General features: G+C 59.3%; 23 protein-coding genes. 12 read left to right on the forward strand and 11 right to left on the reverse strand.

Annotated features, from left to right (window positions below):
• Window positions 1-20 precede the first annotated feature (20 nt).
• Window positions 21-671 (reverse strand): arylesterase, encoded by a 651-nt coding sequence (locus FS804_RS17775; protein ID WP_144578218.1) that lies wholly within the window; start codon window positions 669-671, stop codon window positions 21-23.
• Window positions 672-762: 91 nt separating this feature from the next.
• Here FS804_RS17775 and FS804_RS17780 point away from each other — a divergent pair, with 91 nt between their 5' ends.
• From FS804_RS17780 to FS804_RS17790, 3 genes are all read left to right on the forward strand, one after another.
• The gene (locus FS804_RS17780; protein ID WP_063951429.1) at window positions 763-1473 is read left to right on the forward strand and encodes an ABC transporter ATP-binding protein; all 711 of its coding nucleotides are present in this window, start codon (window positions 763-765) and stop codon (window positions 1471-1473) included.
• Window positions 1470-4031 (forward strand): ABC transporter permease, encoded by a 2562-nt coding sequence (locus FS804_RS17785; protein ID WP_144578220.1) that lies wholly within the window; start codon window positions 1470-1472, stop codon window positions 4029-4031. The genes FS804_RS17780 and FS804_RS17785 overlap by 4 nt, the downstream gene beginning before the upstream one ends.
• A 218-nt stretch (window positions 4032-4249) precedes the next feature.
• Window positions 4250-4987, forward strand: a complete 738-nt coding sequence (locus FS804_RS17790; RefSeq protein ID WP_065656928.1) for a Bax inhibitor-1/YccA family protein — start codon at window positions 4250-4252, stop codon at window positions 4985-4987.
• A 122-nt stretch (window positions 4988-5109) separates the two neighbouring features.
• Here the strand turns inward: FS804_RS17790 and FS804_RS17795 are convergent, their stop codons facing one another.
• The 3 genes from FS804_RS17795 to acnA all read right to left on the reverse strand — a co-directional run bounded on the left by FS804_RS17795 (window position 5110) and on the right by acnA (window position 9502).
• Complete coding sequence (locus FS804_RS17795) at window positions 5110-5502, reverse strand: DUF2794 domain-containing protein (RefSeq protein WP_063951431.1); 393 nt, start codon at window positions 5500-5502, stop codon at window positions 5110-5112.
• A gap of 378 nt (window positions 5503-5880) precedes the next feature.
• Window positions 5881-6621: a thioredoxin family protein gene (locus FS804_RS17800; RefSeq protein WP_063951605.1), complete on the reverse strand. Its 741-nt coding sequence runs from the start codon at window positions 6619-6621 to the stop codon at window positions 5881-5883.
• Between the two features lie 187 nt (window positions 6622-6808).
• Window positions 6809-9502 carry an aconitate hydratase AcnA gene (gene acnA, locus FS804_RS17805; RefSeq protein WP_144578222.1) on the reverse strand — a complete coding sequence of 898 codons (2694 nt, stop codon included), beginning with the start codon at window positions 9500-9502 and terminating at the stop codon, window positions 6809-6811.
• A gap of 269 nt (window positions 9503-9771) precedes the next feature.
• Between acnA and ccmA the strand changes: the two genes are divergently transcribed.
• The 5 genes from ccmA (at window position 9772) to FS804_RS17830 (ending at window position 12752) form a co-directional block, all read left to right on the forward strand.
• Entirely contained in the window at window positions 9772-10413 is a 642-nt protein-coding gene (gene ccmA / locus FS804_RS17810; RefSeq protein WP_144578223.1) for a heme ABC exporter ATP-binding protein CcmA, read from the forward strand.
• A gap of 40 nt (window positions 10414-10453) precedes the next feature.
• A complete protein-coding gene (ccmB, locus tag FS804_RS17815; RefSeq protein WP_144578225.1) occupies window positions 10454-11113 on the forward strand; it encodes a heme exporter protein CcmB in 660 nt (219 codons plus the stop codon).
• Between the two features lie 97 nt (window positions 11114-11210).
• A complete protein-coding gene (locus FS804_RS17820; RefSeq protein ID WP_144578227.1) occupies window positions 11211-11972 on the forward strand; it encodes a heme ABC transporter permease in 762 nt (253 codons plus the stop codon).
• A gap of 4 nt (window positions 11973-11976) precedes the next feature.
• Window positions 11977-12150 carry a heme exporter protein CcmD gene (ccmD, locus tag FS804_RS17825; RefSeq protein ID WP_144578229.1) on the forward strand — a complete coding sequence of 58 codons (174 nt, stop codon included), beginning with the start codon at window positions 11977-11979 and terminating at the stop codon, window positions 12148-12150.
• Window positions 12147-12752 (forward strand): DsbE family thiol:disulfide interchange protein, encoded by a 606-nt coding sequence (locus FS804_RS17830; protein ID WP_144578231.1) that lies wholly within the window; start codon window positions 12147-12149, stop codon window positions 12750-12752. The genes ccmD and FS804_RS17830 overlap by 4 nt, the downstream gene beginning before the upstream one ends.
• 15 nt (window positions 12753-12767) lie before the next feature.
• Here the strand turns inward: FS804_RS17830 and FS804_RS17835 are convergent, their stop codons facing one another.
• The 7 genes from FS804_RS17835 to FS804_RS17865 form a co-directional block, all read right to left on the reverse strand.
• Entirely contained in the window at window positions 12768-13949 is a 1182-nt protein-coding gene (locus FS804_RS17835; protein WP_186376885.1) for a diguanylate cyclase, read from the reverse strand.
• 125 nt (window positions 13950-14074) lie between these two features.
• On the reverse strand, window positions 14075-14671 hold the full coding sequence (locus FS804_RS17840) for a DUF2585 domain-containing protein (RefSeq protein WP_144578233.1): 597 nt from the start codon (window positions 14669-14671) through the stop codon (window positions 14075-14077).
• The gene (locus FS804_RS17845; protein WP_063951440.1) at window positions 14668-15318 is read right to left on the reverse strand and encodes a septation protein A; all 651 of its coding nucleotides are present in this window, start codon (window positions 15316-15318) and stop codon (window positions 14668-14670) included. Before FS804_RS17845 ends, FS804_RS17840 begins: the two co-directional genes overlap by 4 nt.
• Before the next feature lie 2 nt (window positions 15319-15320).
• On the reverse strand, window positions 15321-16757 hold the full coding sequence (gene ftsY / locus FS804_RS17850; RefSeq protein WP_144578234.1) for a signal recognition particle-docking protein FtsY: 1437 nt from the start codon (window positions 16755-16757) through the stop codon (window positions 15321-15323).
• Window positions 16758-16789: 32 nt separating this feature from the next.
• Complete coding sequence (gene mtaB, locus FS804_RS17855) at window positions 16790-18064, reverse strand: tRNA (N(6)-L-threonylcarbamoyladenosine(37)-C(2))-methylthiotransferase MtaB (RefSeq protein WP_144578236.1); 1275 nt, start codon at window positions 18062-18064, stop codon at window positions 16790-16792.
• Entirely contained in the window at window positions 18061-18960 is a 900-nt protein-coding gene (gene dapF, locus FS804_RS17860; protein WP_144578454.1) for a diaminopimelate epimerase, read from the reverse strand. The genes mtaB and dapF overlap by 4 nt, the downstream gene beginning before the upstream one ends.
• A 109-nt stretch (window positions 18961-19069) precedes the next feature.
• Entirely contained in the window at window positions 19070-20140 is a 1071-nt protein-coding gene (locus tag FS804_RS17865) for an MBL fold metallo-hydrolase (protein ID WP_144578238.1), read from the reverse strand.
• Between the two features lie 326 nt (window positions 20141-20466).
• Here FS804_RS17865 and ffh point away from each other — a divergent pair, with 326 nt between their 5' ends.
• The 4 genes from ffh to rimM all read left to right on the forward strand — a co-directional run bounded on the left by ffh (window position 20467) and on the right by rimM (window position 23463).
• Window positions 20467-22038 carry a signal recognition particle protein gene (ffh, locus tag FS804_RS17875; RefSeq protein ID WP_144578240.1) on the forward strand — a complete coding sequence of 524 codons (1572 nt, stop codon included), beginning with the start codon at window positions 20467-20469 and terminating at the stop codon, window positions 22036-22038.
• A 9-nt stretch (window positions 22039-22047) separates the two neighbouring features.
• On the forward strand, window positions 22048-22365 hold the full coding sequence (locus FS804_RS17880; RefSeq protein ID WP_063951446.1) for a chorismate mutase: 318 nt from the start codon (window positions 22048-22050) through the stop codon (window positions 22363-22365).
• Window positions 22366-22398: 33 nt separating this feature from the next.
• The gene (gene rpsP / locus FS804_RS17885; protein WP_063951447.1) at window positions 22399-22776 is read left to right on the forward strand and encodes a 30S ribosomal protein S16; all 378 of its coding nucleotides are present in this window, start codon (window positions 22399-22401) and stop codon (window positions 22774-22776) included.
• Between the two features lie 120 nt (window positions 22777-22896).
• Window positions 22897-23463 (forward strand): ribosome maturation factor RimM, encoded by a 567-nt coding sequence (gene rimM / locus FS804_RS17890; RefSeq protein WP_063951448.1) that lies wholly within the window; start codon window positions 22897-22899, stop codon window positions 23461-23463.
• Window positions 23464-23465: the final 2 nt, after the last annotated feature.

Below are 23465 nucleotides of genomic sequence, written 5' to 3' on the forward strand. Positions count from 1 at the left end.
ATGCACACCGGCGCAAGTGCTTATTTTTTTTGCGCACCGATTGTGTTGATGAAGCTTTCAACAGCCGGCAAAGATTTCTCGACCATCATCGCTACACCTTTGGTGTTGGGATGCATCTTGTCATCCAGTTTCAACGCATCATCAGTCACCACGCCATCCAGAAAGAAGGGGTAGAGCGGAAGGCTGTATTTTTGGGCGAGCCTCTGAAAAATTGGATTGAAACGCTTGGCATAGTCGTCGCCCATGTTCGGCGGCGCCATAATGCCGACCAGCAACACGGCTATGTTGCGTTTCTGAAAACCGGAGATGATCGCATCGAGGTTTTTCTCGGTCTGCTCAGGCGGGATGCCCCGCAGCGTGTCGTTTGCGCCGAGTTCCAGAATGACGCCATCGGTGCCATCGGGAACGGACCATTCCGCCCGCGCCAGACCGCCCGAGGAGGTATCACCGGAGACACCGGCGTTGGTGATGGTAACCTTCATGCCCTTGGCCTTTAACGCGGCTTCAAGCTGGGCGGTGTAGCTGTCGGTCGGAGGAAGCTGATAACCAGCCATCAGGCTGTCGCCGAAGCCGACAAGTTGCAATGTCCGCTCCTGAGCCGACGCGGAAACGACGGAAAGCGCGCTTGCGATTATGACGATGAAGTGAAACAGGGCAGCTTTAAATCTCATCACGGCTTTCCTAACTTGGTTTCCATTGTCGTGAAACACCGAACGCATAGACCGCCAGACCGTTTCATCACCCTATATAGGAACGAGAATTGTGACGAAAAGCATCATAGAGCTGAAGAAAGCCGACCTCACGCTCGGCAATGCCGCCGCCTCCGTTCACGTTCTCAAAAATATCGATCTTTCCATCGGAGAGAGCGAGGCAGTCGGCATCGTCGGCCCCTCCGGCTCAGGCAAATCCACACTTCTGATGGTGCTGGCCGGCCTTGAAAGGCTGGACAGCGGCGAAATCATCATCGCCGATACCGAGCTGCACAAGCTCGGCGAGGATGCGCTGGCCGATTTTCGCGGCCGCAACATCGGCATTGTTTTCCAGTCCTTCCACCTCATCGCCAACATGACGGCGCTTGAAAACGTCGCCGTTCCGCTTGAACTTGCCAACGTCGCCAACCCCTTTGACATCGCCAAGCGCGAGCTCGTCGCCGTCGGTCTCGGCGAGCGCCTCAATCACTATCCCGGCCAGCTCTCGGGCGGCGAGCAGCAACGCGTCGCCATCGCCCGCGCCCTTGCTCCCTCACCGGCCGTTCTCATCGCCGACGAACCGACCGGTAACCTCGATACCGATACGGGCAGGCAGATCGCCGATCTGCTTTTTGCCAAGCAGGCCGAGCGCGGCATGACGATGGTCCTCGTCACCCACGATCCGTCGCTTGCGGCCCGATGCTCCCGGCAGATCAAGGTGCGTTCCGGCGAAATTGAGGGTGACAGCGCCCGCCCGCAGATGGCACGGGCGGTATCGGCATGATGGGATCCGTATTTCCGTCGTTCTCCAATATCAGAAATGCGGCTCGGCTGGCGCGACGGGAAATTCGTGGCGGCCTTCGGGGCTTTTACATTTTTCTCGCCTGCATCGCACTTGGAACGGGCGCCATTGCCGCCGTCAATTCCGTCTCGCGCGCCGTCACCAGCGCCATCGCCACCGAAGGCCAATCCATTCTGGCGGGCGATGTGCGCTTCGAGCTTCGCAACAGGGAGGCGACACAGGAAGAGCGGTCTTATCTCGACAGGCTTGGCACCGTTGCGGTCTCCACCGGGACGCGCTCCATGGCACGTCTCGCCGATGGATCAGAGCAGACATTGGCAGAAGTGAAGGCGGTCGACGGAGCTTATCCCCTCTACGGCACGTTTACATCGGAACCCAACCGGCCGCTGAGCGAGCTTCTGGCGGCAAACGGTGATGCCTATGGTGCGATCGCCGCACCGCTGCTGCTGGAGCGGCTCGGCATCAAGGTCGGCGATGAAGTCCTGCTCGGAAATGTGAAGCTGAGACTGACCGGCACCGTTGTCGATGAGCCGGATGCCCTCTCGGATGGTTTCGGTTTTGCCCCAAGACTGATGGTCAGCCGTGATGCGCTTTTTGCGTCCGGTCTTGTCCAGACCGGCAGCCTTGTCGAACATGCCTATAAGATCAAGCTGAACGACCCGGGAGCACGGTCAAACGTGACGGACGCGGCCAACAAGGCCTTTCCTGATGCCGGCTGGTCAATCCGCACCAGCGACCGCGCAGCACCCTCGCTTACCGACAATGTCAACCGTTTCTCGCAATTCCTGACCCTGGTTGGCCTCACGGCGCTCATCGTCGGCGGCGTCGGGGTCGCCAACGCCGTGCGCGCCTTCCTCGATTCCAAGCGAACGACAATTGCCTCGCTGAAATGCCTCGGCGCGCCGGCCTCCGTGGTCACCATGACCTATCTCTTCCAGATCGCTTTCATCGCTGCCGTTGGTATCGTTATCGGCCTTGCGGTTGGCGCCGTCGCGCCGCTTGTCGCCATGCGCTTTCTCGAAGGCGTGCTGCCCGTCCCGGCCGAACTCGTCTTCTATCCCCGAGCCCTTGGCCTTGCCGCCCTTTTTGGGCTGGTGACCACGCTCGCCTTTGCCATCGTGCCGCTTGGTCAGGCACGTGAAGTGCCGGCAACGGCACTTTTCCGCGAACAGGGTTTTGAAGAAGGCCGCTGGCCGTCATGGCCTTATCTGGCGGCAACGGTCATGCTTCTGGCGGCGCTCGCAGCACTTGCCATCTTTTCGGCGGAGGACCGTTTCATCGCATCGGTTTTCCTTGGCGCCATCGCCTTTGCCTTCGTGGTGTTGCGGCTCGTCGCCTCGGGCGTCAAGGCCATTGCCAAACGCAGCCCGCGGGTCCATTCGGCAGCCCTTCGTCTGGCGATCGGCAATATTCACAGGCCGGGCGCCCTCACGCCCTCGGTGGTTCTCTCGCTCGGCCTTGGCCTGACGTTGCTGGTGACGCTGACGCTGATCGACGGCAATCTGCGCCGCGAACTGACGGACAGCCTGCCGGAAAAGGCGCCGAATTTCTTCTTCGTCGATATTCAGGGCTCCGAGGTTCAGGGCTTCCGCGACCTGCTGAAGCGCGAAGCGCCAGCCGGCACCCTGACGGAAGTACCCATGCTCCGCGGCCGCATCCTTGCCCTCAATGGACAGGATGTGACCAAAATGGATGTCCCGTCATCAGGCCGCTGGGTTCTGCGTGGCGACCGCGGCATTACCTATTCCGAAACCATTCCCGAAAACGCGACGCTGACGGAGGGGACATGGTGGGCTCCCGATTACTCCGGCGAACCGCTGGTATCATTTGCGGCCAAGGAGGCCGGTGATCTGGGCCTCAAGATCGGCGACAGTGTCACCGTCAATGTCCTTGGCCGCAGCATCACGGCCAAAATCGCCAATCTGCGCAACGTGGAATGGGAATCGCTGTCGATCAATTTCGTCATGGTCTTTTCGCCGAACACGTTTCGCGGCGCGCCGCACGCGTGGCTGGCGACGCTCGCCGACCCTTCCGCATCCGCAGCCGACGAAGGCCGGATTCTGCGCGCCGTGACAAATACCTATCCGACGATCACCAGCGTCCGCGTGAAGGATGCGCTCGATGTCGTCAACCGGCTCGTCGGCCAGCTCGCGACCGCCATCCGCGCGGCAGCCGCTGTCGCGCTGATTGCGTCTGTTCTGGTTCTCGCCGGTGCACTTGCGGCCGGCAACCGCGCCCGCACGCATGATGCCGTCATCCTCAAAACGCTGGGCGGCACGCGGAACATGCTCATCCGCGCGTTCTCCTACGAATATATGATCCTCGGCCTCGCCACCGCCATCTTCGCGCTTTTTGCCGGCGGTGTGTCCGCCTGGTTCGTGATCGCCCGCATCATGAAGCTGCCCTCCAGCTTCCTGCCGGATGTGGCGATCGGTACGCTCGTCGCTGCGCTCGTCATGACCGTGGGCATCGGCCTCATCGGCACATGGCGCATTCTCGGGCAGAAAGCGGCGCCGGTTCTGCGACAGGCAGGCGAGTGACCATCGGTTGTGCACCGTTTAACTTTAGCGATTAATTCCTGGTAATGATCGCCAAAACGTGAGCGGTTTTCGCGCATATGGTGTTTTTTCGACCGCAAAAGGCCTTGTATCGAACACGTTCTGCCATCATATTCTCAGGCAGGCTTGCTGAAGCTCCGCAGCGGCGCCCGGGAGGTATCCCGACACCGTAGCAATTACGGAGCTCAAAAGAGGAAACAATGGCTGACTTTAATAACTACCAGAACCGGATGGCGCAGACGCGTGCACAATCTGGTGCGATGATCGACGAAGGTCTTCGCGCCTACATGCTCAAGGTTTACAACCTTATGGCGCTGGCTCTGGTCATCACGGGCGTTGCGGCGTTTGGCACATACACGCTCGCCGCTTCAAATCCTGCCTTTGCCCAGCTGCTTTTTGCCTCCCCGCTTCGCTGGGTCGTGATGCTGGCACCGCTGGCGCTGGTTTTCTTCCTTAGCTTCCGCATCCAGAACATGAGTGTTTCGGCCGCCCAGACGACCTTCTGGGTCTATGCGGCGCTGATGGGTGTATCTCTCTCGTCGATATTCCTGGTCTATACCGGCCAGAGCATCGTTCAGACGTTCTTCGTGACCGCTGCTTCGTTCGGCGCGCTCTCGCTGTACGGCTACACGACCAAGAAGGACCTGTCCGGCATGGGTTCCTTCCTGATCATGGGTCTGTTCGGCCTGATCATTGCCTCCATCGTCAACATTTTCCTGGCATCATCTGCCCTGCAGTTCGCAATCTCCGCGATCGGCGTGCTGATCTTTGCTGGTCTCACTGCCTATGACACGCAGAAGATCAAGGAAATGTATTTCGATGCGGATGATGTCGCTGTCGCCGGTCGCAAGGCCATCATGGGCGCACTGACGCTTTACCTCGACTTCATCAACCTCTTTACCTTCCTTCTGCAGTTCCTCGGGAACCGCGACGACTAAGGACAAGAGTCGTCGTTACAGAGATACGAAAGGCGGCCGCTTGGCCGCCTTTTTGTTTGACTTGGGTTTTGTCGATTTGATCCTGGCGCCGCCACGACACCGGTAGATGGGCCAGCGACCTTTTACTCGATCAGTTTCAGAACCTTGTCGAACACCTTGAGGACTTGCGGCAAATCGTGCCCGCGCTTCAGGATGCGCCCGTCCACATTCACGACACAATAAGCGCCCTGCTTGGCCGCCAGCTTGGGGTTTTTCTCTATCCTGTAGAGCGGCATTTCACCCGAACGCTTGAAGACCGAGAACACGGCCTTTTCCTTCAGATGATCGATGGCGTAATCGCGCCACTCGCCTTCGCCCACCATACGGCCGTAAATCCGCAGGATCGCGTCGAGTTCGCGGCGATGAAAGGTGACCGGCAGAGGGTCTTTATTTTTCTTGTATTCGCGGAGATCGATAACGGTGGAACTGTCGCGTGAAGCGGTCTGCACCTGCTGCACATCCGGTTGATCGGTCATCCAAAACCTCCGATTCCACCCAAATCATCAATGCAGTGTGAGCTTTGGGGGGCGAAATTGCAAGCCTTTGCGCACCCTTGCCTAACAGGAAGCGTTGGATCCACGCCAAGAAGTCATCAGTATTCAGATTGCATTGAAAATCGGAAAAACGCCTGCTCTTCTCTGCCGAAGTCAAAAGCAGGGGGTTAAGAATGGTAACCATTTAGGCAACCATTTTCATCGGCCTCGCCGTATTTCGGTCAAACCATGGCCTGAATTGAATGGAATAGTCCTATCGTCAATTGATGCCTAGGCACCAAGATGACCCGGTCCGGTGCATTGACCCTTTACCCCCAGCCCCCAATGCCCGGACCGGATCTTCCATCGCCAGAGTGGCGATTACGGATTTTCGTTCCCCAAGAGAATGCTTGCGCCGACAATTGCCGCGGGATCACCGCCGGCATTGGCGGTCTGCAACAGAACGGCGCAACCGCCCTTCTTGACTTTGGCCACAACGCTGGCCGGAAGTTTCACGGTCATGGCCGATCCGTCCCACATGCCGACCGTCTGCACGTCATAGACGCTGTGCCAATAGGAAATCTTCTTACCCTGATTATCGCCCTTTTGAACGTCGACCGTCTGCTCGCGGGTGAAATAGGCCACGACGACATCGGCCTTGCCACGACCCGCGCCAATGTCGATTTCCACCTCATCACCGGCAAATTTCGACGAAACCGGCACGCTCAGGCCTTTGCCCTCGCGCTTGAAGGCGTCGAGGCGATCATAGATACCGCGCACATCCGCGCCCTTGACGTGGTCGCGCCCGTTCAGGATAGCCTGAGGCGTATAGACCCCGTTGCGACCCAGCGCGCGCATATAGCCATATTGGCGGTCGGTATTTTCCTTCGACGCCAGCGAATCCGTCCAGCCCAGATAGTTCCAGTAATCGACATGGTAGGAAAGACCGACAACGTCGCCCTTCTGGATCATCTTGCGCAATGCCTCATCCGCCGGCGGGCACGAGGCGCATCCCTGCGATGTGAACAATTCGACAACGCCCTTCAGGGCCTCCTGCGCCTGCGCGGAGGTGGCGAGAAGCGTGCCGAGAAGACATATCGACAGGGGGAATTTCAGGGGCATTACAAAAACCTTTGTCCGGGCCATATCCACACGAATTGATGCAATCAATCCTGCCGGGATGTAAACCGGAAAATAACGTCGATTGCCCTTCAATAGAAAGTCACGAAGGGGTGAGCGAGCATCACAAAAAAGCGTCGCAAAATGGAAAGACGCCGGGATCGCTCCCGGCGTCTTCACCCATCAAACATCAGGCTGCGAGGTCGCGCAGAACAGTCTGCAGAATGCCGCCATTGTTCATATAGATCACCTCATCAAGCGTATCGATGCGGCAGAGAAGCGGAACCTCCTTCACCGTTCCGTCGCTGTAAGTGATCTTGGCGATCTTCTTTTCACGCGGCTTGATCTCGCCTTCGAGACCGTCGATCTCGACGATTTCATCGCCCTTGAGGTCGAGGCTTGCCCAGGACGTTCCCTCTTCGAAAACGAAGGGCACAACGCCCATGCCGACCAGGTTCGAACGGTGAATACGTTCAAAGGACTGCGCGATGACCGCCTTGACGCCGAGCAGGTTGGTGCCCTTGGCCGCCCAGTCGCGGGATGAGCCGTTGCCATATTCGACACCTGCAAAGATGACGAGCGGAACGCCCTCGGCCTTGTACTTCATGGCCGCGTCGTAGATCGACATCTCTTCCTTTGAAGGATAATGGATGGTGTAGCCACCTTCCTTGCCGTTCGGGCCGAGCATGTGGTTACGAATACGGATGTTGGCAAAAGTGCCGCGCATCATCACTTCGTGGTTGCCACGACGCGTGCCGTACTGGTTGAAGTCCGCAACGCCAACGCCATGCTCGGTGAGATAGGCACCGGCAGGCGATGCCGCCTTGATCGAACCGGCCGGAGAAATATGGTCGGTCGTGATCTTGTCGCCAAAGAGACCGAGAACGCGCGCGCCCTTGATATTCTTGAGACCCGAACCCGTCTTGCCCATGCCCACAAAGTAGGGTGGGTTCTGGACATAGGTCGAATTGTCGTCCCAGGCATAGGTCTGGCCCGGCGGCACCTGAACGGCCTGCCAGTTCTCATCGCCCTTGAACACGTCGGCGTACTTCGTCTCGTAAAGTTCGCGGGTGACGTATTTCAGGATGAACTCCTGAATCTCCTTGGAGGTCGGCCAGATATCCTTGAGATAGACCGGGTTGCCGTCCTTATCATTGCCGATCGGCTCCTTGGTCAGGTCCTTCTGGACCGTACCGGCAAGGGCGTAAGCAACAACGAGGGGCGGAGAGGCCAGATAGTTCGCCTGCACGTCCGGCGAGATACGGCCTTCGAAGTTGCGGTTGCCGGAGAGAACGCCGGCAGCAATGAGGCCCTTGTCGTTGATCGTCTTGGAGATCGGCGCCGGCAGCGGGCCGGAGTTACCGATACAGGTCGTGCAGCCGAAGCCGACGAGGTTGAAGCCGATCGCATCGAGGTCCTTCTGCAGACCCGACTTGTCGAGATATTCGGCAACCACTTGGCTTCCGGGCGCGAGCGATGTCTTCACCCATGGCTTGGAGGTCAGTCCCTTGGCAACCGCATTGCGGGCAAGAAGGCCGGCCGCGATGAGGACGGAGGGATTGGACGTGTTGGTGCAGGAGGTGATGGCGGCAATCGCCACATCGCCGTGACCAAGATCAAAGTCCTCGCCTTCGACAGCGTAGCGGCTCGAAAGCTGGCCGGGCTTCTTGTAGTCGTTTTCGAGAGCCGTCGCGAAATTCGGCGCGATGGTTTCTAGCGGGAGGCGGCCTTCCGGACGCTTTGGGCCGGCCATGGACGGTACGACGTCGCCGAGGTCGAGTTCGAGCGTGTCGGTAAAGACGAGGTCGGAGCCGTCGCCGGTGCGCCACATGTCCTGGGCCTTGGAGTAGGCTTCCACGAGGGCAATACGATCCTTCGCACGGCCGGACATGGTCAGGTAATTGATGGTTTCGCTGTCAACCGGGAAGAAGCCGCAGGTCGCGCCATATTCCGGGCCCATATTGCCAATGGTCGCACGGTCGGCCAGAGACATTGAATCAAGGCCGGGGCCGAAGAATTCAACGAACTTCGAAACGACGCCCTTCTTGCGCAGCATCTGCACGACGGTCAGGACGAGGTCAGTCGCGGTTACGCCTTCCTTCACCTTGCCGGTCAGCTTGAAGCCGATGACCTCGGGCAGAAGCATGGAAACCGGCTGGCCAAGCATGGCAGCCTCTGCCTCGATACCGCCGACGCCCCAACCGAGAACACCGAGGCCATTGATCATGGTCGTGTGGCTGTCCGTGCCGACGCAAGTATCCGGATAAGCGATGGTCTCGCCGTCTTCTTCCTTGGTCCAGACGGTTTGGCCGAGATATTCCAGGTTGACCTGGTGACAGATGCCGGTGCCCGGGGGAACAACGCGGAAGTTCTTGAACGCCTGCTGGCCCCATTTCAGGAAGCGATAACGCTCGCCATTGCGCTCATATTCAAGCTCGACGTTGCGGGCAAAGGCGTTCGGCGTACCGAATTCGTCAACGATAACGGAGTGGTCGATGACAAGATCGACCGGAACCAGCGGGTTGATCTTTTCAGGATCGCCACCGAGAGCCTTGAGACCGTCACGCATGGCGGCGAGGTCGACCACGGCGGGAACACCGGTAAAGTCCTGCATGAGAACGCGGGCGGGGCGGTAGGCGATTTCGTTTTCGGTGAGGCCCTTGTTGTTGAGCCATTCGGAAACCGCCAGAATATGGTCCTTGGTGACGGATTGGCCGTCTTCGAAACGCAACAGGTTTTCGAGCAGGACCTTCATGGAATAGGGCAGCTTGGAAACGCCCTTCAGGCCATTGGCTTCGGCCTTGGGCAGGCTGAAATAGACATAGTCCTTACCATCGACGGTAAGAACGGAACGACATTTGAAACTGTCGAGTGACTTGGGCATGGATAAAAACCCCGCTTACACTGATAGCCAACACGTTCGTGCGGACACCTATGCACTCATGCACATCAGGATGCGGGTACGACCATTTCCGCTGTCCGCACGTGAAAATTGCTCCTCGCAATCGTCAAGCCCGGCGCAAGATGATGTTCACGCCGGCCGCTGGCGTGTTGACACCCATATAGATAATTTCAGACAAACGTGCCAGACCATTCCACGACGCTAATCGATTTTTTTATGATCGAGCGGCAATTTTTAATCGGAACCGCAGCATGCATCTGACGGCGGAAAATCTTGGCGTGCGACGCGGCGAAGATTTCATATTCATGAATATTTCCTTCAAGTTAAGCGACGGCGAGGCACTGGTGCTGACCGGCCGCAACGGCTCGGGAAAATCGACGCTGTTGCGCACGGTGGCCGGCCTGTTGCGGCCCGAACAGGGCAGCGTAAAGATAGCCGGCGAAGGGATTGACGAGGAGATTCGGCCGTCAGAGGCTTGCCATTATCTTGGACATCGCAATGCGATGAAGACGGAACTGACAGTTTTCGAGAACCTGCGCTTCTGGAAGGATTTCCTTGGAGACTTTCGTGGTGCAGCTGGCATCAGCATCGATGAAGCAGCCGAGATCATTGGCCTTGCCGGCATTACCCACCTGCCCTACGGTTATCTGTCCGCCGGTCAACAGCGCCGTTTCGCGATGGCAAAACTTCTCGTTGCATGGCGCCCGGTGTGGATTCTCGACGAACCGACAGCCGCGCTCGACAGGGCGGCAGACGACATGTTTACCGATCTTGTGAAAGACCATTTATCGAAGGGCGGCATCGTGATTGCTGCGACACATCAGCCCCTGGGGCTAACGGATGCGCGGGAATTGCAGATGACGGGGTTTGCGGGTGTGGAGGCTTGGGCGTGATGGCGATGCGCACGCGGCTTACCCCACCGAGGTCTCAACAATGACCGCTCTCTTCCTCCGCGATCTCAAGCTCTCGATCCGCGCCGGCGGCGGCGCGCTGATCGGCGTGCTGTTCTTCATGACCGTGGTTGCCGTCATCCCCTTTGGCGTCGGCCCCGATCTCAACCTGCTCGCCCGCATCGGCCCGGCCATCGTCTGGATCGGTGCACTTCTGTCCGCCCTTCTCGGCCTCGACCGGCTGTTCCAGGCCGAACGCGACGACGGCTCCCTCGATCTCATCCTGATGCAGGAAACCCCGTTGGTGCTGACGGTTCTGGTCAAATGCATGGCGCACTGGGTATCAACGGGCCTCCCCCTGGTACTGGCATCGCCCCTTCTCGGCCTTTTCATGAATATGGACGAGGTGGCGATCGGCGCGGTGATGCTCACACTGCTTGCAGGGTCTCCCGCCATCACCTTCATCGGCGCGGTGGGGGCGGCGGTTGCCGTTGCCCTGCCACGCGGCGGCCTTCTGGTTTCCATCCTCGTCCTGCCGCTCGCCATTCCGGTGCTGATCTTCGGCGTCAGCGCGTCCTATGCAGCCGTGCAGGACCCGGCACCTTTCCTGCCACCCTTTCTCATTCTCTGCGCGATCACGTTATTTTCAGCCGTGACCGGGCCTTTCTTTGCCGCTTTGGCGCTGCGCAATGGTATGGATTGATGAAAGCGTCAATGTCCACGTTGCCCGGCGATGATTGACCGACCATCATTGACAAGGATCAATTGCGGGGCGTCCATTCTCGGGTTACACAAACGGCATGAACGAGCAGACTTTCTCCATCACCAGGTTCAGCGATCTCGCCAACCCGACGCGGTTTCTGGCGCTGGCGGCACGCATCCTGCCATGGCTCGCCGGCTTGACCGCGCTGGTGCTGGCGGCCGGGCTCTACATGTCCTTCACCTCAGAGGGAGATTACCAGCAGGGTTACACCGTGCGCATCATGTATGTGCACGTGCCCTCCGCATGGCTGGCGATGATGTGTTATTCCGTCATGGCGGTCTCCGCCATCGGCACCCTCGTCTGGCGTCATCCGCTGGCCGACGTCAGCCACAAGGCGGCAGCCCCCATCGGTGCGGCCTTCACGCTGATTGCGCTCATCACCGGCTCGCTCTGGGGCAAGCCAATGTGGGGAACCTGGTGGGTGTGGGACGCGCGGCTCACCTCCGTCTTCGTGCTTTTCCTGATGTATCTCGGGCTGATCGCCCTCAACAGGGCAATGGACGATCCCTCCAGAGCCGCCCGCGTCAGCGCCGTGCTGATTCTCGTCGGCTTCGTGAATATCCCAATCATCAAGTTTTCGGTCGAATGGTGGAATACGCTGCATCAGCCGGCAAGCGTCATCCGCATGGGCGGTTCCTCCATCGACGCGGAGTTTCTCTGGCCGCTTCTGACCATGGCGGCCGGTTTCACGCTGCTGTTCTTCACCCTGCATATAGCCGCGATGCGCAATGAAATCTGGCGCCGGCGCGTGGCCGCACAACGGCGGCTTGCCGCGCGCATCGCCAACCGGGAGGGCTGAGGGGATGACACACGCCTTTTACATCGGCATGTCCTATGCGACGACCGGCCTTGTCGTTCTCTGTCTCATCGCCTGGGTCGTCATGGACGGCCAGGCACGGAAGCGGGAACTGAAGGAACTCGAAGCCTCCGGGGTGCGCCGCAAGGTAAAAGCTACTTTCACGGGTGACGGGAAATGACGCAGGCCACCCAGAAACAGGAAGGCAAAGCGAGGACCACGGGCCGCGCAAGATATGCGCTGGCGTTGCTGCCGCTTCTGCTGTTCGGCGGCTTCGCCATCGTCGCCGGCAAGATGCTCTATGATCAGGACGTGAACGGCCTTGATATCAGCGCCATTCCCTCCGCCTTGATCGGCACGAAAGCGCCGACCCTGTCGCTGCCGCCGCTCGAAGGCTCGAACCTGCCGGCGCTCACCGATGCCGCCATCAAGGGCAAGCTGACGCTGGTCAATGTCTTCGCCTCCTGGTGCATTCCCTGCAGGCAGGAGCATCCGCTGCTGCAGGAGCTGGCGAAGGACAGCCGCATCAGGGTGGTTGGCATCAACTACAAGGACAAGCAGGATAATGCCCTGCGCTTCCTCGGCGAACTCGGCAACCCTTTTGCCGCGATAGGCGTCGATCCCACCGGAAAGGCGGCGATCGACTGGGGTGTGTATGGCATTCCTGAAAGCTATCTGGTCGGTAGGGACGGGACGATCCTGTTCAAGAAGGTCGGACCATTCGATGCGCGCAGCATCGAGCGTGACCTCATGCCAGCGATTGCGGCCGCAGCCGGACAATAGCGAGCCCGCAACGGATCACCTGCCGGAAATGACCCTGAGCGACGGTCCCTCAGCCGGCAACCGCGCGCCCTCCAGCACCACCTGATCACGACCACCACGTTTTGCGGCGTAGAGACTGTCATCGGCCCGTTTGATGGCATCGTGAATGGAGTGATCACCTCTTGCGATGGCTGAAACGCCGAAGCTCGCCGTGATCTGATCCAAGATGCCGCGGTTTTTCCAGTCGAGCGACGAAAACGCTGCGCGTATGGCATTCGCCACCTGACCGGCCGCCGCCGCCGTCTGTCTCGGCAGGAAGACCACGAATTCTTCGCCGCCGAAACGTGCCACCTGCGCACCATTGGAAGTATGCCTCCTGAGGAGATCAGACAGGCTAATCAGAACGATATCGCCTGCCGCGTGGCCGTAAATGTCGTTGATGCGCTTGAAGTGGTCGATGTCGCAGGTGATGACGGCTCCATCGGGTGTTTCGTTGCGGAAGTCGGGGACATGGCGATCAAAGCCGCGCCGGTTCAGCACATCCGTCAGCGGATCGTGTTCAGCCGCATGCTGGTGCCTGTCGACGGTGACCGAAACCTGGCTCGCAAGGACGGACAAAGCCAGCAGGAAACCGAAAATGCTGGCCGTCAGCTGCATGTAGAACGCGTAGTCGGATTCGAAGAATTCGCTGAGCTCAATCATCGATCCGTTCGGCGTCATGACCAGAAGCGCGCCGATGCGCACCAGCGTTTCCGCGACCACAAGAGCGGCAATTGCCACCATCATCCTGTCTACGAGCGTTACCGGCCGCTTGCGCACGACCCAAACCGGGATGGCAAGCAACAGGGCGCAAATGAGATCGCCGATCACAAGTTCACGCTTCAAATCCGGCGTCACCACAACGTGAAAGGAGACCAACAGCGCCGCGACGATGACGATTGACAGCCGCGCCTTGGTATAAAGCGGCTGCTCGAAATGCGTGAGCAATGCGTGGCCAAACAGAAAGAAGGCAGAAAAGAAGAGCAGGTTCGACAGGATCGCCTGCACTTCAAACGGCAGACCGCCCAAAACAAGCGGCGTCGCGAAACCGAAAGCCGCCGATAGATATCCGAAGCCCCAATAACGGGCCGAAGCATGGCCAATCCGCTGCAGGAACAGAAACACCACGCCGAATGTCAGCATGATGAAGGGAAGAAGATAGGCGAAATTATCTTGCAAGGGGGTTCTGCCGGATAAAGAGACGAGCTTTTGAACCCGAAGCTTAGCCGAACGCCATTAAGAAAACCTGCATATGATGAAATACTTTCGCGCAGTTCCCGCAGGAGGCTTGGGGCGGCGCCCGATCACATTTGCGGCAGCGCGTTCTGCCATTCCTTGATCGCGTCTACCGGCCAGACGAGCATGACCACATTGAGCGTCAGATTATCGCGGATCAGCCAGCCGGTGAAGATTTCAAAGAAGATGGCGATCAGGACCGTCAACCAGACCGGCACCCGAGCAGCGAAGAGGAAACCAAGGGCCATGAAAATCGTATCCATCGCCGAATTCAGGATACTGTCGCCCGTGTACCCCAGCGCCATGGTCGCGGTTCGGTAGCGATCGATGATGATGGGCGAATTTTCTAGAATTTCCCAAGCGGCCTCCACCAGAACCGCAAGGGAAAGCCGCATGGAAAGCGGCTTGTTACGGAACAGCAGCCACGCGAACCAATAGAAAAGGAAGCCGTGAATGATATGCGACGGCGTGTACCAGTCAGCGATGTGCTGGGAGTTGCCCGGCGTGTTCACGCCCGGTTCGAACAGCTTCACATAACCGCATTCACAGATAGGAATGCGACCCATGGCGTAGAGAATGATGATCTGCAGGAGAAGCAGCCCGGCGGCCACGCCGAACCATTTGAGCGAACGCGAACGGGAAGCCGGCATCTCCGCAACTGTCATTTCTCGTCCTTGTTAAGCGGCTCCACCGAGTGGCGCATGACGAGAGGCATCTGCGCCATGGTGAAGATGATGGTGATCGGCATCGTGCCCCAGACCTTGAAGGCTACCCAGGTGTCTGTAGAGAACATGCGCCAGACAACCTCGTTCAGCACCGCCAGAAAGAGGAAAAAGATGCCCCAGCGCAGGGTCAGCTTGCGCCAGCCTTCATCCGTCAGCTTGAAGGCGGAATTGAAGACGTAACCGAGCAGCGACTGCCCGAAGAACAGGCCGCCCAGCAGAATGACGCCGAATAGCGTGTTGACGATGGTCGGCTTCATCTTGATGAACGTGTCGTTCTGCAACCACAAGGTCAGAGCGCCGAAAACGAAAACAACGATGCCCGAAATCAGTGGCATGATCGGCAGCTTGCGCGTCAGCACCCACGAAACGGAGAGTGCGATCGCCGTCGCGATCATGAACAGGCCGGTAGCGATGAAGATCGGGCCACCGAACTCTGTCAGAACCGGAAAAGTAGTGGCAAGCCATTCGCCACGCGAATTGGCGAAAAAGAAGACGACGAGCGGGCCAAGTTCGAGCACGAATTTCAGGAGCGGGCTGATTTCCGCCACCATCTTTTCGCTTTCCTTGGAATTGCTTTCAATATCCATACTCAAACTCCCGCAATGGCCTTGGCGAAATCTTCCGCCTCGAAGGGCTCCAGATCGTCAATACCTTCACCCACGCCGATGAAATAAACCGGCAGCTTGTGTTTTGCAGCGATGGCGACGAGGATACCGCCCCGCGCCGTGCCATCCAATTTTGTCATAATCAGGCCAGAAACGCCCGCGACGTTGCGGAATATTTCCACCTGGTTCATGGCGTTCTGGCCCGTCGTTGCGTCCAGAGTCTGCAGCACGGTGTGCGGCGCATCCGGATCGAGCTTGCCGAGCACGCGCACGATCTTTTCCAGCTCTGCCATCAGTTCCGTCTTGTTCTGCAAACGGCCCGCGGTATCGATGATGAGCACATCGCTCTTCTGCGCCCGCGCCTGCTCGTACGCGTCATAGGCAAGACCAGCCGCATCCGCACCCAGCTTGGTACCGATGAATTCCGACCCGGTCCGATCTGCCCAAATTTTCAGCTGTTCGATGGCCGCTGCGCGGAACGTATCCCCCGCCGCCAGCATCACCTTGAGGCCAGAACCGGAAAGCTTGGCGGCGAGCTTACCGATGGTCGTCGTCTTGCCCGTGCCGTTGACGCCGACCACGAGAATGACATGTGGCTTGTGCGACAGATCGAGTTCCAGCGGCTTGGCGACAGGCTTCAGGACCTTGGTGATCTCGCCCGCCATGATGCGCGCCACATCCTCACCGCTTACATCCTTGCCATAACGCTCCGAAGAAAGGGCGCCGGTGATGCGCATGGCGGTCTCGACGCCAAGATCGGACTGGATAAGAAGGTCTTCGAGTTCGTCGAGCGTGTCTTCATCCAGCTTGCGTTTGGTGAAGAGTGCAGAAATCTGCGTGGTCAGCTGCGTAGAGGTGCGGGCAAGACCGGCCCGCAGGCGCTGGAACCACGTCAGTTTTACCTGAGGCGCGATAGGTGCCGGCTCCTGCCGATCACTGGCGGACGAAAAGCCTTTCGGCAGGGCTGGCGGAACCGTAGCCTGTTCAGGTGCGGTCGCTGCTTCCGCCTCGTCAAGCAGCGCATCCATCGCATCAGGATCAAGCACGACGTCGTCAGACTCTGGAGTGAGCTCGGCCTGCCCTTCGGCAGCGGCTTCCGCCTGCAGCAGCGACAGCGGCACCAGGCCCATATCACCAGAAAGCTCGGCGCCAGGTAGAAGCGGCGCGTCCTCGTCTTCATTTTCGCCGGAGGAAGCTAGATCTTCCGCCTCGTCAGGGGCCGGGCCGCCGGCCGTCTCCATTTCCAGTTCGGAAACCGGGTCCCTGTCGACGGGGTCATGCGTTTCAGCATCACTCAGCGCGGCTTCGAAGGAGGCGTTTTCATTGCCGTGCTTAAGCGCAGCATCCTCCTGCGGCCGCTCTTCCGCTTCGGCCTTGTCCTTGCCGAACGAAAAGACTTTTTTGATGAAGCCGAGGGCCATGGTTGTTCCCGTGTCTTTTCTCTTTGGTCGCCTCAGGCCGCATCCGCCGCCAGAAGCCTCATATTCAGATGTTTGCCGTTGTGGCCGGTAATCGCAACCCGCGCAAGAGTGCGCGGGGCAAGATCAGGTGCCGCCACCAGCGTGAAATTGTCGGTATGGGCAAAACCGTTGTTTTCGACGAGGACGGTCTGCACCGAATCGACCATTCCTTGCAGATGCGCCCGTCGCAGCGCCTCGCCGCGATCACGCAGCCTCGCTGCCCGCTCCTTCACAAGCGCGCGGTCCAGTTGCGGCATGCGTGCGGCAGGCGTGCCGGCACGCGGGCTGTAAGGAAAGACATGCAGGCTGGAAATGCCGCATTCTTCCGCAAGCGTCGCGGCGTTCTCGAACATCTCTTCCGTCTCGGTCGGGAAACCGGCGATCATATCCGCGCCGAAAGCGATCTCCGGCCGCAGCGACCGCACATCCCGGCAGAAACGGATAGCATCGGCACGTGAATGGCGGCGTTTCATGCGTTTCAAAATCATGTCGTCGCCATGCTGGAGGGACAGGTGCAGATGCGGCATGAAACGCGGCTCATCGGCAATCAGATCCATCAGATGGTTGTCGGCCTCGATACTGTCGATTGAGGAAAGGCGCAGGCGCAGAATGTCTGGCACCTGCTTCAGCAATGTCTTGGCGAGATACCCGAGGGATGGCTCACCCGGCAGATCGGCGCCGTAACTGGTCGCATCCACGCCGGTCAGCACGATTTCGCAATAGCCGCTTTCCGTCAGTCTACGGGCCTGATCGACCACCGCACCCATCGGCACGGAGCGCGAATTGCCACGGCCATAGGGAATGATGCAGAAGGTGCAGCGATGATCACAGCCGTTCTGCACCTGAATGAAGGCGCGCACATGCCCGTCTATGTGCTTCACCATCTGTGGCGCGGTTGCCTTGATGCTCATGATATCGTTGACGCGCAGCTTTTCTTCAGCTGAAACGCCAAAGTCCGGCAGCGCGCGATAGGAGGCGTTTTTCAGCTTCTCCTCATTGCCCAGCACGGCATCGACCTCGGGCATGTCAGCAAAGGTCTGCTTTTCGGTCTGCGCGGCGCAGCCGGTGACAATGATGCGCGCATGCGGATTGTCGCGCCGGGCGCGGCGGATCGCCTGGCGGGCCTGTCGCACCGCCTCCCCGGTCACCGCGCAGGTATTGACCAGCACGGCATTGTTGAGCCCGGCCTTTTCGGCTTCCGCCCGCATCACTTCCGATTCATAGGTGTTGAGACGACAGCCGAAGGTTATGACCTCGACGCCGCTCATATAGCCCCCCGCTCGACCGCATCTTGCGCCCAGGAACCGGTGACAGGGTCGACCGAACCTGACCATTCCCATTCAGCCGGGCCGGTCATGATGACGTGGTTATCCTCGCGCCAGTCGATGGTCAGCGGCACGCGGATGGGGCTTGAGGCGACATCGATGCTGACCTTGCGGCCGGTGCTGCCGGTGCGGGCAGCGGAAACAGCCGAAGCACAGGCGGCCGAACCGCAGGCAAGCGTCAGCCCGGCCCCGCGCTCCCAGGTGCGGGTGCGAAGCGCGCTGTCTGAAATCACCTGCGCCAGCGTGATATTGGCCTTTTCCGGAAACATCGGATGGTTTTCAAGAAGCGGCCCGAAGCGTTCGAGATCAAACGTCATGGGGTCACGATCAACCCAAAAGATGGCGTGGGGATTGCCCAGGGACATGACGGCCGGCGAATGCAGAATCGGCGCGTCGATCGGCCCGATCTGCAATTCGATACGGCTGGTGTCGTGGAACTCTTCCGAAAGCGGAATGTCGCTCCAGCGGAAACGTGGCAGGCCCATATCGACCGATATCATGCCGTCGTCATGCTCGACGGCGTTCAGGATGCCTGCCACCGTCTGGAAGGTGAAGCTGGCCTTTCCGGTTTCTGCAGACAGCGCCTGCACCACGCAACGCGTGCCGTTGCCGCAGGCCTGCGCCTTGGTGCCATCGCAATTGAGGATGTCGATATAGGCATCCGTTCCCGCGATACGCGGATCGTGGATGGCCATGATCTGGTCGAACTGAGTGGCAGGATCGGCATTGAGAGCAATTGCAGCTGCTGGCGTGACCATATCCTTGCGGCCGCGCATATCGACAACGAGGATCTTGTTGCCAAGCCCGTTCATCTTCGCAAATTCGACCGTATCCGCCATCGCTTTAAACCTGACACCGCTTTTCATACGGGATTTTCCCGTGCTTTCGCCCTATATGGCGGAAAGAGCAGCAAATTACCAGACTGTTGCGTCGCAAACGGGGCGGCTGTCAGGCGGAAGGCACGTCGAAAACCTCGCCGGGGTGCATCGGCCGGAAACGGCTCTCCTCCACCCCGTGTTCGGTCAGGGCTGCCTTGAGGGCCACAAGCGGCGCATCCACCGCCTCATCGGTGAGCTGTACCGTACCCCAATGGTGGCCGCAGACATGGGCCGCGCCGCAGAGCTTCATGCCTTCCACGGCTTCCGCCGGGTTCTGGTGCTGGCCCTTCATGAACCAGCGCGGCTCGTAAGCGCCGAAGGGTAGGTTGGCGAGGCGGAACTCGCCATGTTTCTTGCGCGCGGCATGGTAATTGAGGCCCTCGTGAAAGCCGGTATCGCCGATATGGTAAATCTTGCCACCCGGCGTTTCGATAACGAAGGCCGCCCAGAGCGCCATGCGCCGGTCATTCAGGCCGCGCGCCGACCAGTGGTGGCACGGCTCAAAGTGAATTTTCACCGCACCGGCATTCATCACATCACCCCAGTCCCCCACCTCTATACGGGCCGCCTCGACACCGGTACGGATGATGGCATCATTGCCGAGCGGCGTGATGAAAAGCGGCTTGTGCGCCACGTGCAGGCGCTTCAGCGTTTCCATGTCCAGATGGTCGTAGTGATTATGCGTTACCAGCACCAGATCGATGGGCGGCAGATCCTCGAAACGGATACCGGGCGGATTAACGCGTTTGGGCCCGGCGAATCTGAACGGGCTGGTGCGCTCAGACCACACGGGATCGATGAGAATATTCAGGCCCGCTGTCTGGATAAGAAAGGACGCGTGGCCGATGAAGGTGACACGAATATCCTTGTCCTCGACGCGACTGTCCGGTTTCGCAAAGGGAAAAGGGCTTGGATAACTTTCCGGCCACTTGGCGCGTTCACCATTGAAGCGCCATTTCAGCAGACCCATGAAGTTGCTGGGTGGCGTGCCGCCGGGATTGAAAAAACGTATCCCGTCGAAATGATCGGAGATAGGGCCGCTGTAATAGGCGCCGGCGCTCGAACGGCGAGCATAGAGGCCGCCGCCCGCCAGAGCGAGCAGACCGACAGCGGAAAAACGGAAAAATTTTCGACGGTTCATGAAAGATGTATAGGTGGCGCAGAAGCGCCCTTCAAGGAGGGCGCATTGCGGTCTGCTGACGATCACGCAAAGATGAAATCGGCGCTTTCGCAGCTGAAATCTGGCATCGCCTTGACTTTTCCCGCACTTTCCTGTTTATCCCGCTCATCAGCTGGCAGTTTCACGACTCCAAGCCGCCGACCGGGACCCGAAAAGGTATAAAGAGATCCCGGAGGTCAACACCCGACAGCGCGATGCGCCCTCGGGTGCTTTTTGGCTTTGCGTCTTGTTTTTGCCAGCGAAAGCACCGACGTTTCGGAAATCCCGGAACGAAGAAGGAAGAACCGATGTTTGAAAACCTCCAGGACCGCCTTGGTTCCATTTTGAATGGACTGACCGGCCGTGGCGCGCTGACGGAAGCCGATGTTGCCGCCGCCCTGCGCGAGGTTCGCCGTGCGCTTCTGGAAGCGGACGTAGCACTGGAAGTCGTTCGTTCCTTCACCGACAGGGTGCGTGAAAAGGCCGTTGGCGCGGCCGTCCTGAAATCCATCAAGCCCGGCCAGATGGTCGTCAAGATCGTCCATGACGAGCTTGTCGAAATGCTCGGCACCGAAGGCGTCTCGATCGACCTTCATGCAGCCGCCCCCGTCGTCATCATGATGGTGGGTCTGCAGGGCTCGGGTAAAACCACGACAACCGGCAAGATCGCCAAGCGCCTGACCGACCGCGACAAGAAGAAGGTGCTGATGGCATCTCTCGACACACGTCGTCCGGCAGCACAGGAACAGCTTCGCCAGCTCGGCGTTCAGACCGGCGTCGACACGTTGCCGATCATTGCCGGCCAGTCGCCGACGGATATTGCCGCGCGCGCCGTACAGGCTGCGAAACTCGGCGGCCACGACGTCGTCATTCTCGATACCGCCGGCCGCACACACATCGACGAACCCTTGATGCTGGAAATGGCCGACATCAAGAAAAAGTCTAACCCGCATGAAATCTTGCTGGTCGCGGATTCGCTGACCGGTCAGGACGCCGTCAATCTGGCCCGCAATTTCGATGAGCGTGTCGGCATCACCGGCCTCGTTCTCACCCGCATGGATGGCGACGGTCGCGGCGGTGCGGCCCTCTCCATGCGCGCCGTCACCGGCAAGCCGATCAAGCTCATCGGTATCGGCGAGCGCATGAACGAACTCGACGAGTTCCATCCGCGCCGTATCGCCGACCGCATTCTCGGCATGGGCGACATCGTCTCGCTGGTCGAAAAAGCCGCCGAAAACATCGATGCGGAAAAAGCCCGCGCCATGGCTGAGAAGATGGCCAAGGGCAAGTTCGACCTCAACGATCTCGCCGACCAGCTTGGCCAGATGAAGAAGATGGGCGGCATGGGCGGCATCATGGGGCTGATGCCCGGCATGGCCGGCATGAAGGATAAGATGGCTTCGGCCGGCATGAACGACAAGATGTTCGACCGCCAGATCGCTATCATCTCGTCCATGACAAAGGCCGAACGCGCCAATCCGGACATTCTGAAACACAGCCGCAAGAAGCGCATCGCCGCCGGTTCCGGCACGGATGCCGCTGAAATCAACAAGCTCTTGAAGATGCATCGCGGCATGGCTGACATGATGAAGGCCATGGGCGGCAAGGGCAAAGGCGGCATCATGAAGCAGATGATGGGCGGCCTTGCCGGCAAGATGGGTCTCGGTGGCATGATGGGCGGCGGCATGCCTGACCTTTCGAACATCGATCCGAAGCAGCTTGAAGCGCTCCAGAAACAGGCGGAAGCCGCCGGTCTGGGCAAGCCGGGTGGAATGCCCGGCCTTGGCGGCCTGCCGGGCGGATTGCCAGGTCTCGGTGGCGCAAAGCTGCCGGGTCTTGGTGGCATGCCGGGGCTTCCCGGTTTTCCGAAAAAGAAGTGAGGCACACCGGTGAACGACGTAGAGGTTAAGGCCCAGCTTTCCGAATACCGCCAGTCGATCGACAATATCGATGCCGCACTGGTTCACATTCTTGCCGAACGGTTTCGCTGCACCAAGGCGGTGGGCGTGCTGAAGGCAAAATACAGTTTGCCGCCGGCTGATCCGGCGCGCGAGGAATACCAGATCGAACGCCTTCGCCATCTGGCAAAGGACGCCAATCTGGATCCGGATTTCGCCGAGAAGTTCCTGAACTTCATCATCAAGGAAGTCATCCGGCATCATGAAGCAATCGCTGCCGAACATGGCGGCCTCGACAAGACCGCCTGACCGGCGGACAAGCCATCTTAAGGAGTATATCACATGGCACTGAAAATTCGTCTCGCACGCGGTGGTTCCAAGAAGCGCCCGTACTACCAGATCGTCGTTGCTGACGCCCGTTCGCCCCGCGACGGCCGTTTCCTCGAGAAGGTCGGTTCCTGGAACCCGATGCTTGCCAAGGACCACCCGCAGCGCGTTGAGCTGAAGGCTGACCTCATCAAGGAATGGATCGCCAAGGGCGCACAGCCGACCGACCGCGTTCTGCGCTTCCTCGCCGAAGCAGGCCTTGCCGAGCGCGCCGCTCGCAGCAACCCGGAAAAGGCAAAGCCGGGCAAGCGCGCTCTCGAGCGCGTTGCTGAAAAGAAGCAGAAGGCTGAAGATGCAGCCGCTGCTGCTGCCGAAGCCTCTGCTGCAGAATAATCTGCACGGAAACTTTTGAAGAACGGGTGGCGTGGTTTTCCATGCCGCCCGTTTTTTGTTTATTTTGGCGTCAACAGACCTTAAAGCTGACGCAACCAACACCAGAAGACGGACGGCCTGATGGCAAAGCTGGAAAACCCGATACTCATGGCAAAAATCGGTGGCGCGCAGGGTTTGCGCGGTGAAGTCCGTGTCAGCACCTACACCGATGACCCGCTGGCGCTCGGCGATTACGGCAATCTGGTCAGCGCCGATGGTCGCGTTTTTGAAATTCTGGAAATTCGCGAGGGCAAGAACGTCGTTGTGGTGCGCTTCAGGGGCGTCAACGACCGCAACGCGGCGGAAAGCCTGAACGGGCTCGAACTCTTCATCGAACGCGACAATCTGCCGGACGACGAACTTGACGACGACGAGTTCTATTATACCGATCTTGAAGGGCTGGAGGCCGTTGACGCCGAGGGGAAAAGTTACGGTGCCGTCAGTGCCGTCTATGATTTCGGTGCCGGCGATCTGCTGGAGCTAAAAGGTGCTGGCCGTCGCCCCGCCCTCATTCCATTTTCTGAAGCGGCCGTGCTGGAGATCGACCTCGAGGCCGGACGTATCCTTATCGACCCGATGGCCGCCGGCCTGATCGACAATCCCGACGACAAGGACGAAAACGGCATGCCGCCTTTCGGCAAGAAATAAAT

It is taken from the genome of Agrobacterium sp. DE0009 (assembly GCF_007680755.1).
Taxonomy (GTDB): domain Bacteria; phylum Pseudomonadota; class Alphaproteobacteria; order Rhizobiales; family Rhizobiaceae; genus Agrobacterium; species Agrobacterium tumefaciens_B.

Excerpts from the sequence above, each read along its gene's own strand:
- FS804_RS17775 (WP_144578218.1), bottom strand. The coding sequence starts at position 671 with ATGAGATTTAAAGCTGCCCTGTTTCACTTCATCGTCATAATCGCAAGC.
- FS804_RS17785 (WP_144578220.1), top strand. The coding sequence starts at position 1,470 with ATGATGGGATCCGTATTTCCGTCGTTCTCCAATATCAGAAATGCGGCT.
- FS804_RS17790 (WP_065656928.1), top strand. The coding sequence starts at position 4,250 with ATGGCTGACTTTAATAACTACCAGAACCGGATGGCGCAGACGCGTGCA.
- FS804_RS17795 (WP_063951431.1), bottom strand. The coding sequence starts at position 5,502 with ATGACCGATCAACCGGATGTGCAGCAGGTGCAGACCGCTTCACGCGAC.
- FS804_RS17800 (WP_063951605.1), bottom strand. The coding sequence starts at position 6,621 with ATGCCCCTGAAATTCCCCCTGTCGATATGTCTTCTCGGCACGCTTCTC.
- acnA (WP_144578222.1), bottom strand. The coding sequence starts at position 9,502 with ATGCCCAAGTCACTCGACAGTTTCAAATGTCGTTCCGTTCTTACCGTC.
- ccmA (WP_144578223.1), top strand. The coding sequence starts at position 9,772 with ATGCATCTGACGGCGGAAAATCTTGGCGTGCGACGCGGCGAAGATTTC.
- ccmB (WP_144578225.1), top strand. The coding sequence starts at position 10,454 with ATGACCGCTCTCTTCCTCCGCGATCTCAAGCTCTCGATCCGCGCCGGC.
- FS804_RS17820 (WP_144578227.1), top strand. The coding sequence starts at position 11,211 with ATGAACGAGCAGACTTTCTCCATCACCAGGTTCAGCGATCTCGCCAAC.
- ccmD (WP_144578229.1), top strand. The coding sequence starts at position 11,977 with ATGACACACGCCTTTTACATCGGCATGTCCTATGCGACGACCGGCCTT.
- FS804_RS17830 (WP_144578231.1), top strand. The coding sequence starts at position 12,147 with ATGACGCAGGCCACCCAGAAACAGGAAGGCAAAGCGAGGACCACGGGC.
- FS804_RS17840 (WP_144578233.1), bottom strand. The coding sequence starts at position 14,671 with ATGACAGTTGCGGAGATGCCGGCTTCCCGTTCGCGTTCGCTCAAATGG.
- FS804_RS17845 (WP_063951440.1), bottom strand. The coding sequence starts at position 15,318 with ATGGATATTGAAAGCAATTCCAAGGAAAGCGAAAAGATGGTGGCGGAA.
- ftsY (WP_144578234.1), bottom strand. The coding sequence starts at position 16,757 with ATGGCCCTCGGCTTCATCAAAAAAGTCTTTTCGTTCGGCAAGGACAAG.
- mtaB (WP_144578236.1), bottom strand. The coding sequence starts at position 18,064 with ATGAGCGGCGTCGAGGTCATAACCTTCGGCTGTCGTCTCAACACCTAT.
- dapF (WP_144578454.1), bottom strand. The coding sequence starts at position 18,960 with ATGGCGGATACGGTCGAATTTGCGAAGATGAACGGGCTTGGCAACAAG.
- FS804_RS17865 (WP_144578238.1), bottom strand. The coding sequence starts at position 20,140 with ATGAACCGTCGAAAATTTTTCCGTTTTTCCGCTGTCGGTCTGCTCGCT.
- ffh (WP_144578240.1), top strand. The coding sequence starts at position 20,467 with ATGTTTGAAAACCTCCAGGACCGCCTTGGTTCCATTTTGAATGGACTG.
- rpsP (WP_063951447.1), top strand. The coding sequence starts at position 22,399 with ATGGCACTGAAAATTCGTCTCGCACGCGGTGGTTCCAAGAAGCGCCCG.
- rimM (WP_063951448.1), top strand. The coding sequence starts at position 22,897 with ATGGCAAAGCTGGAAAACCCGATACTCATGGCAAAAATCGGTGGCGCG.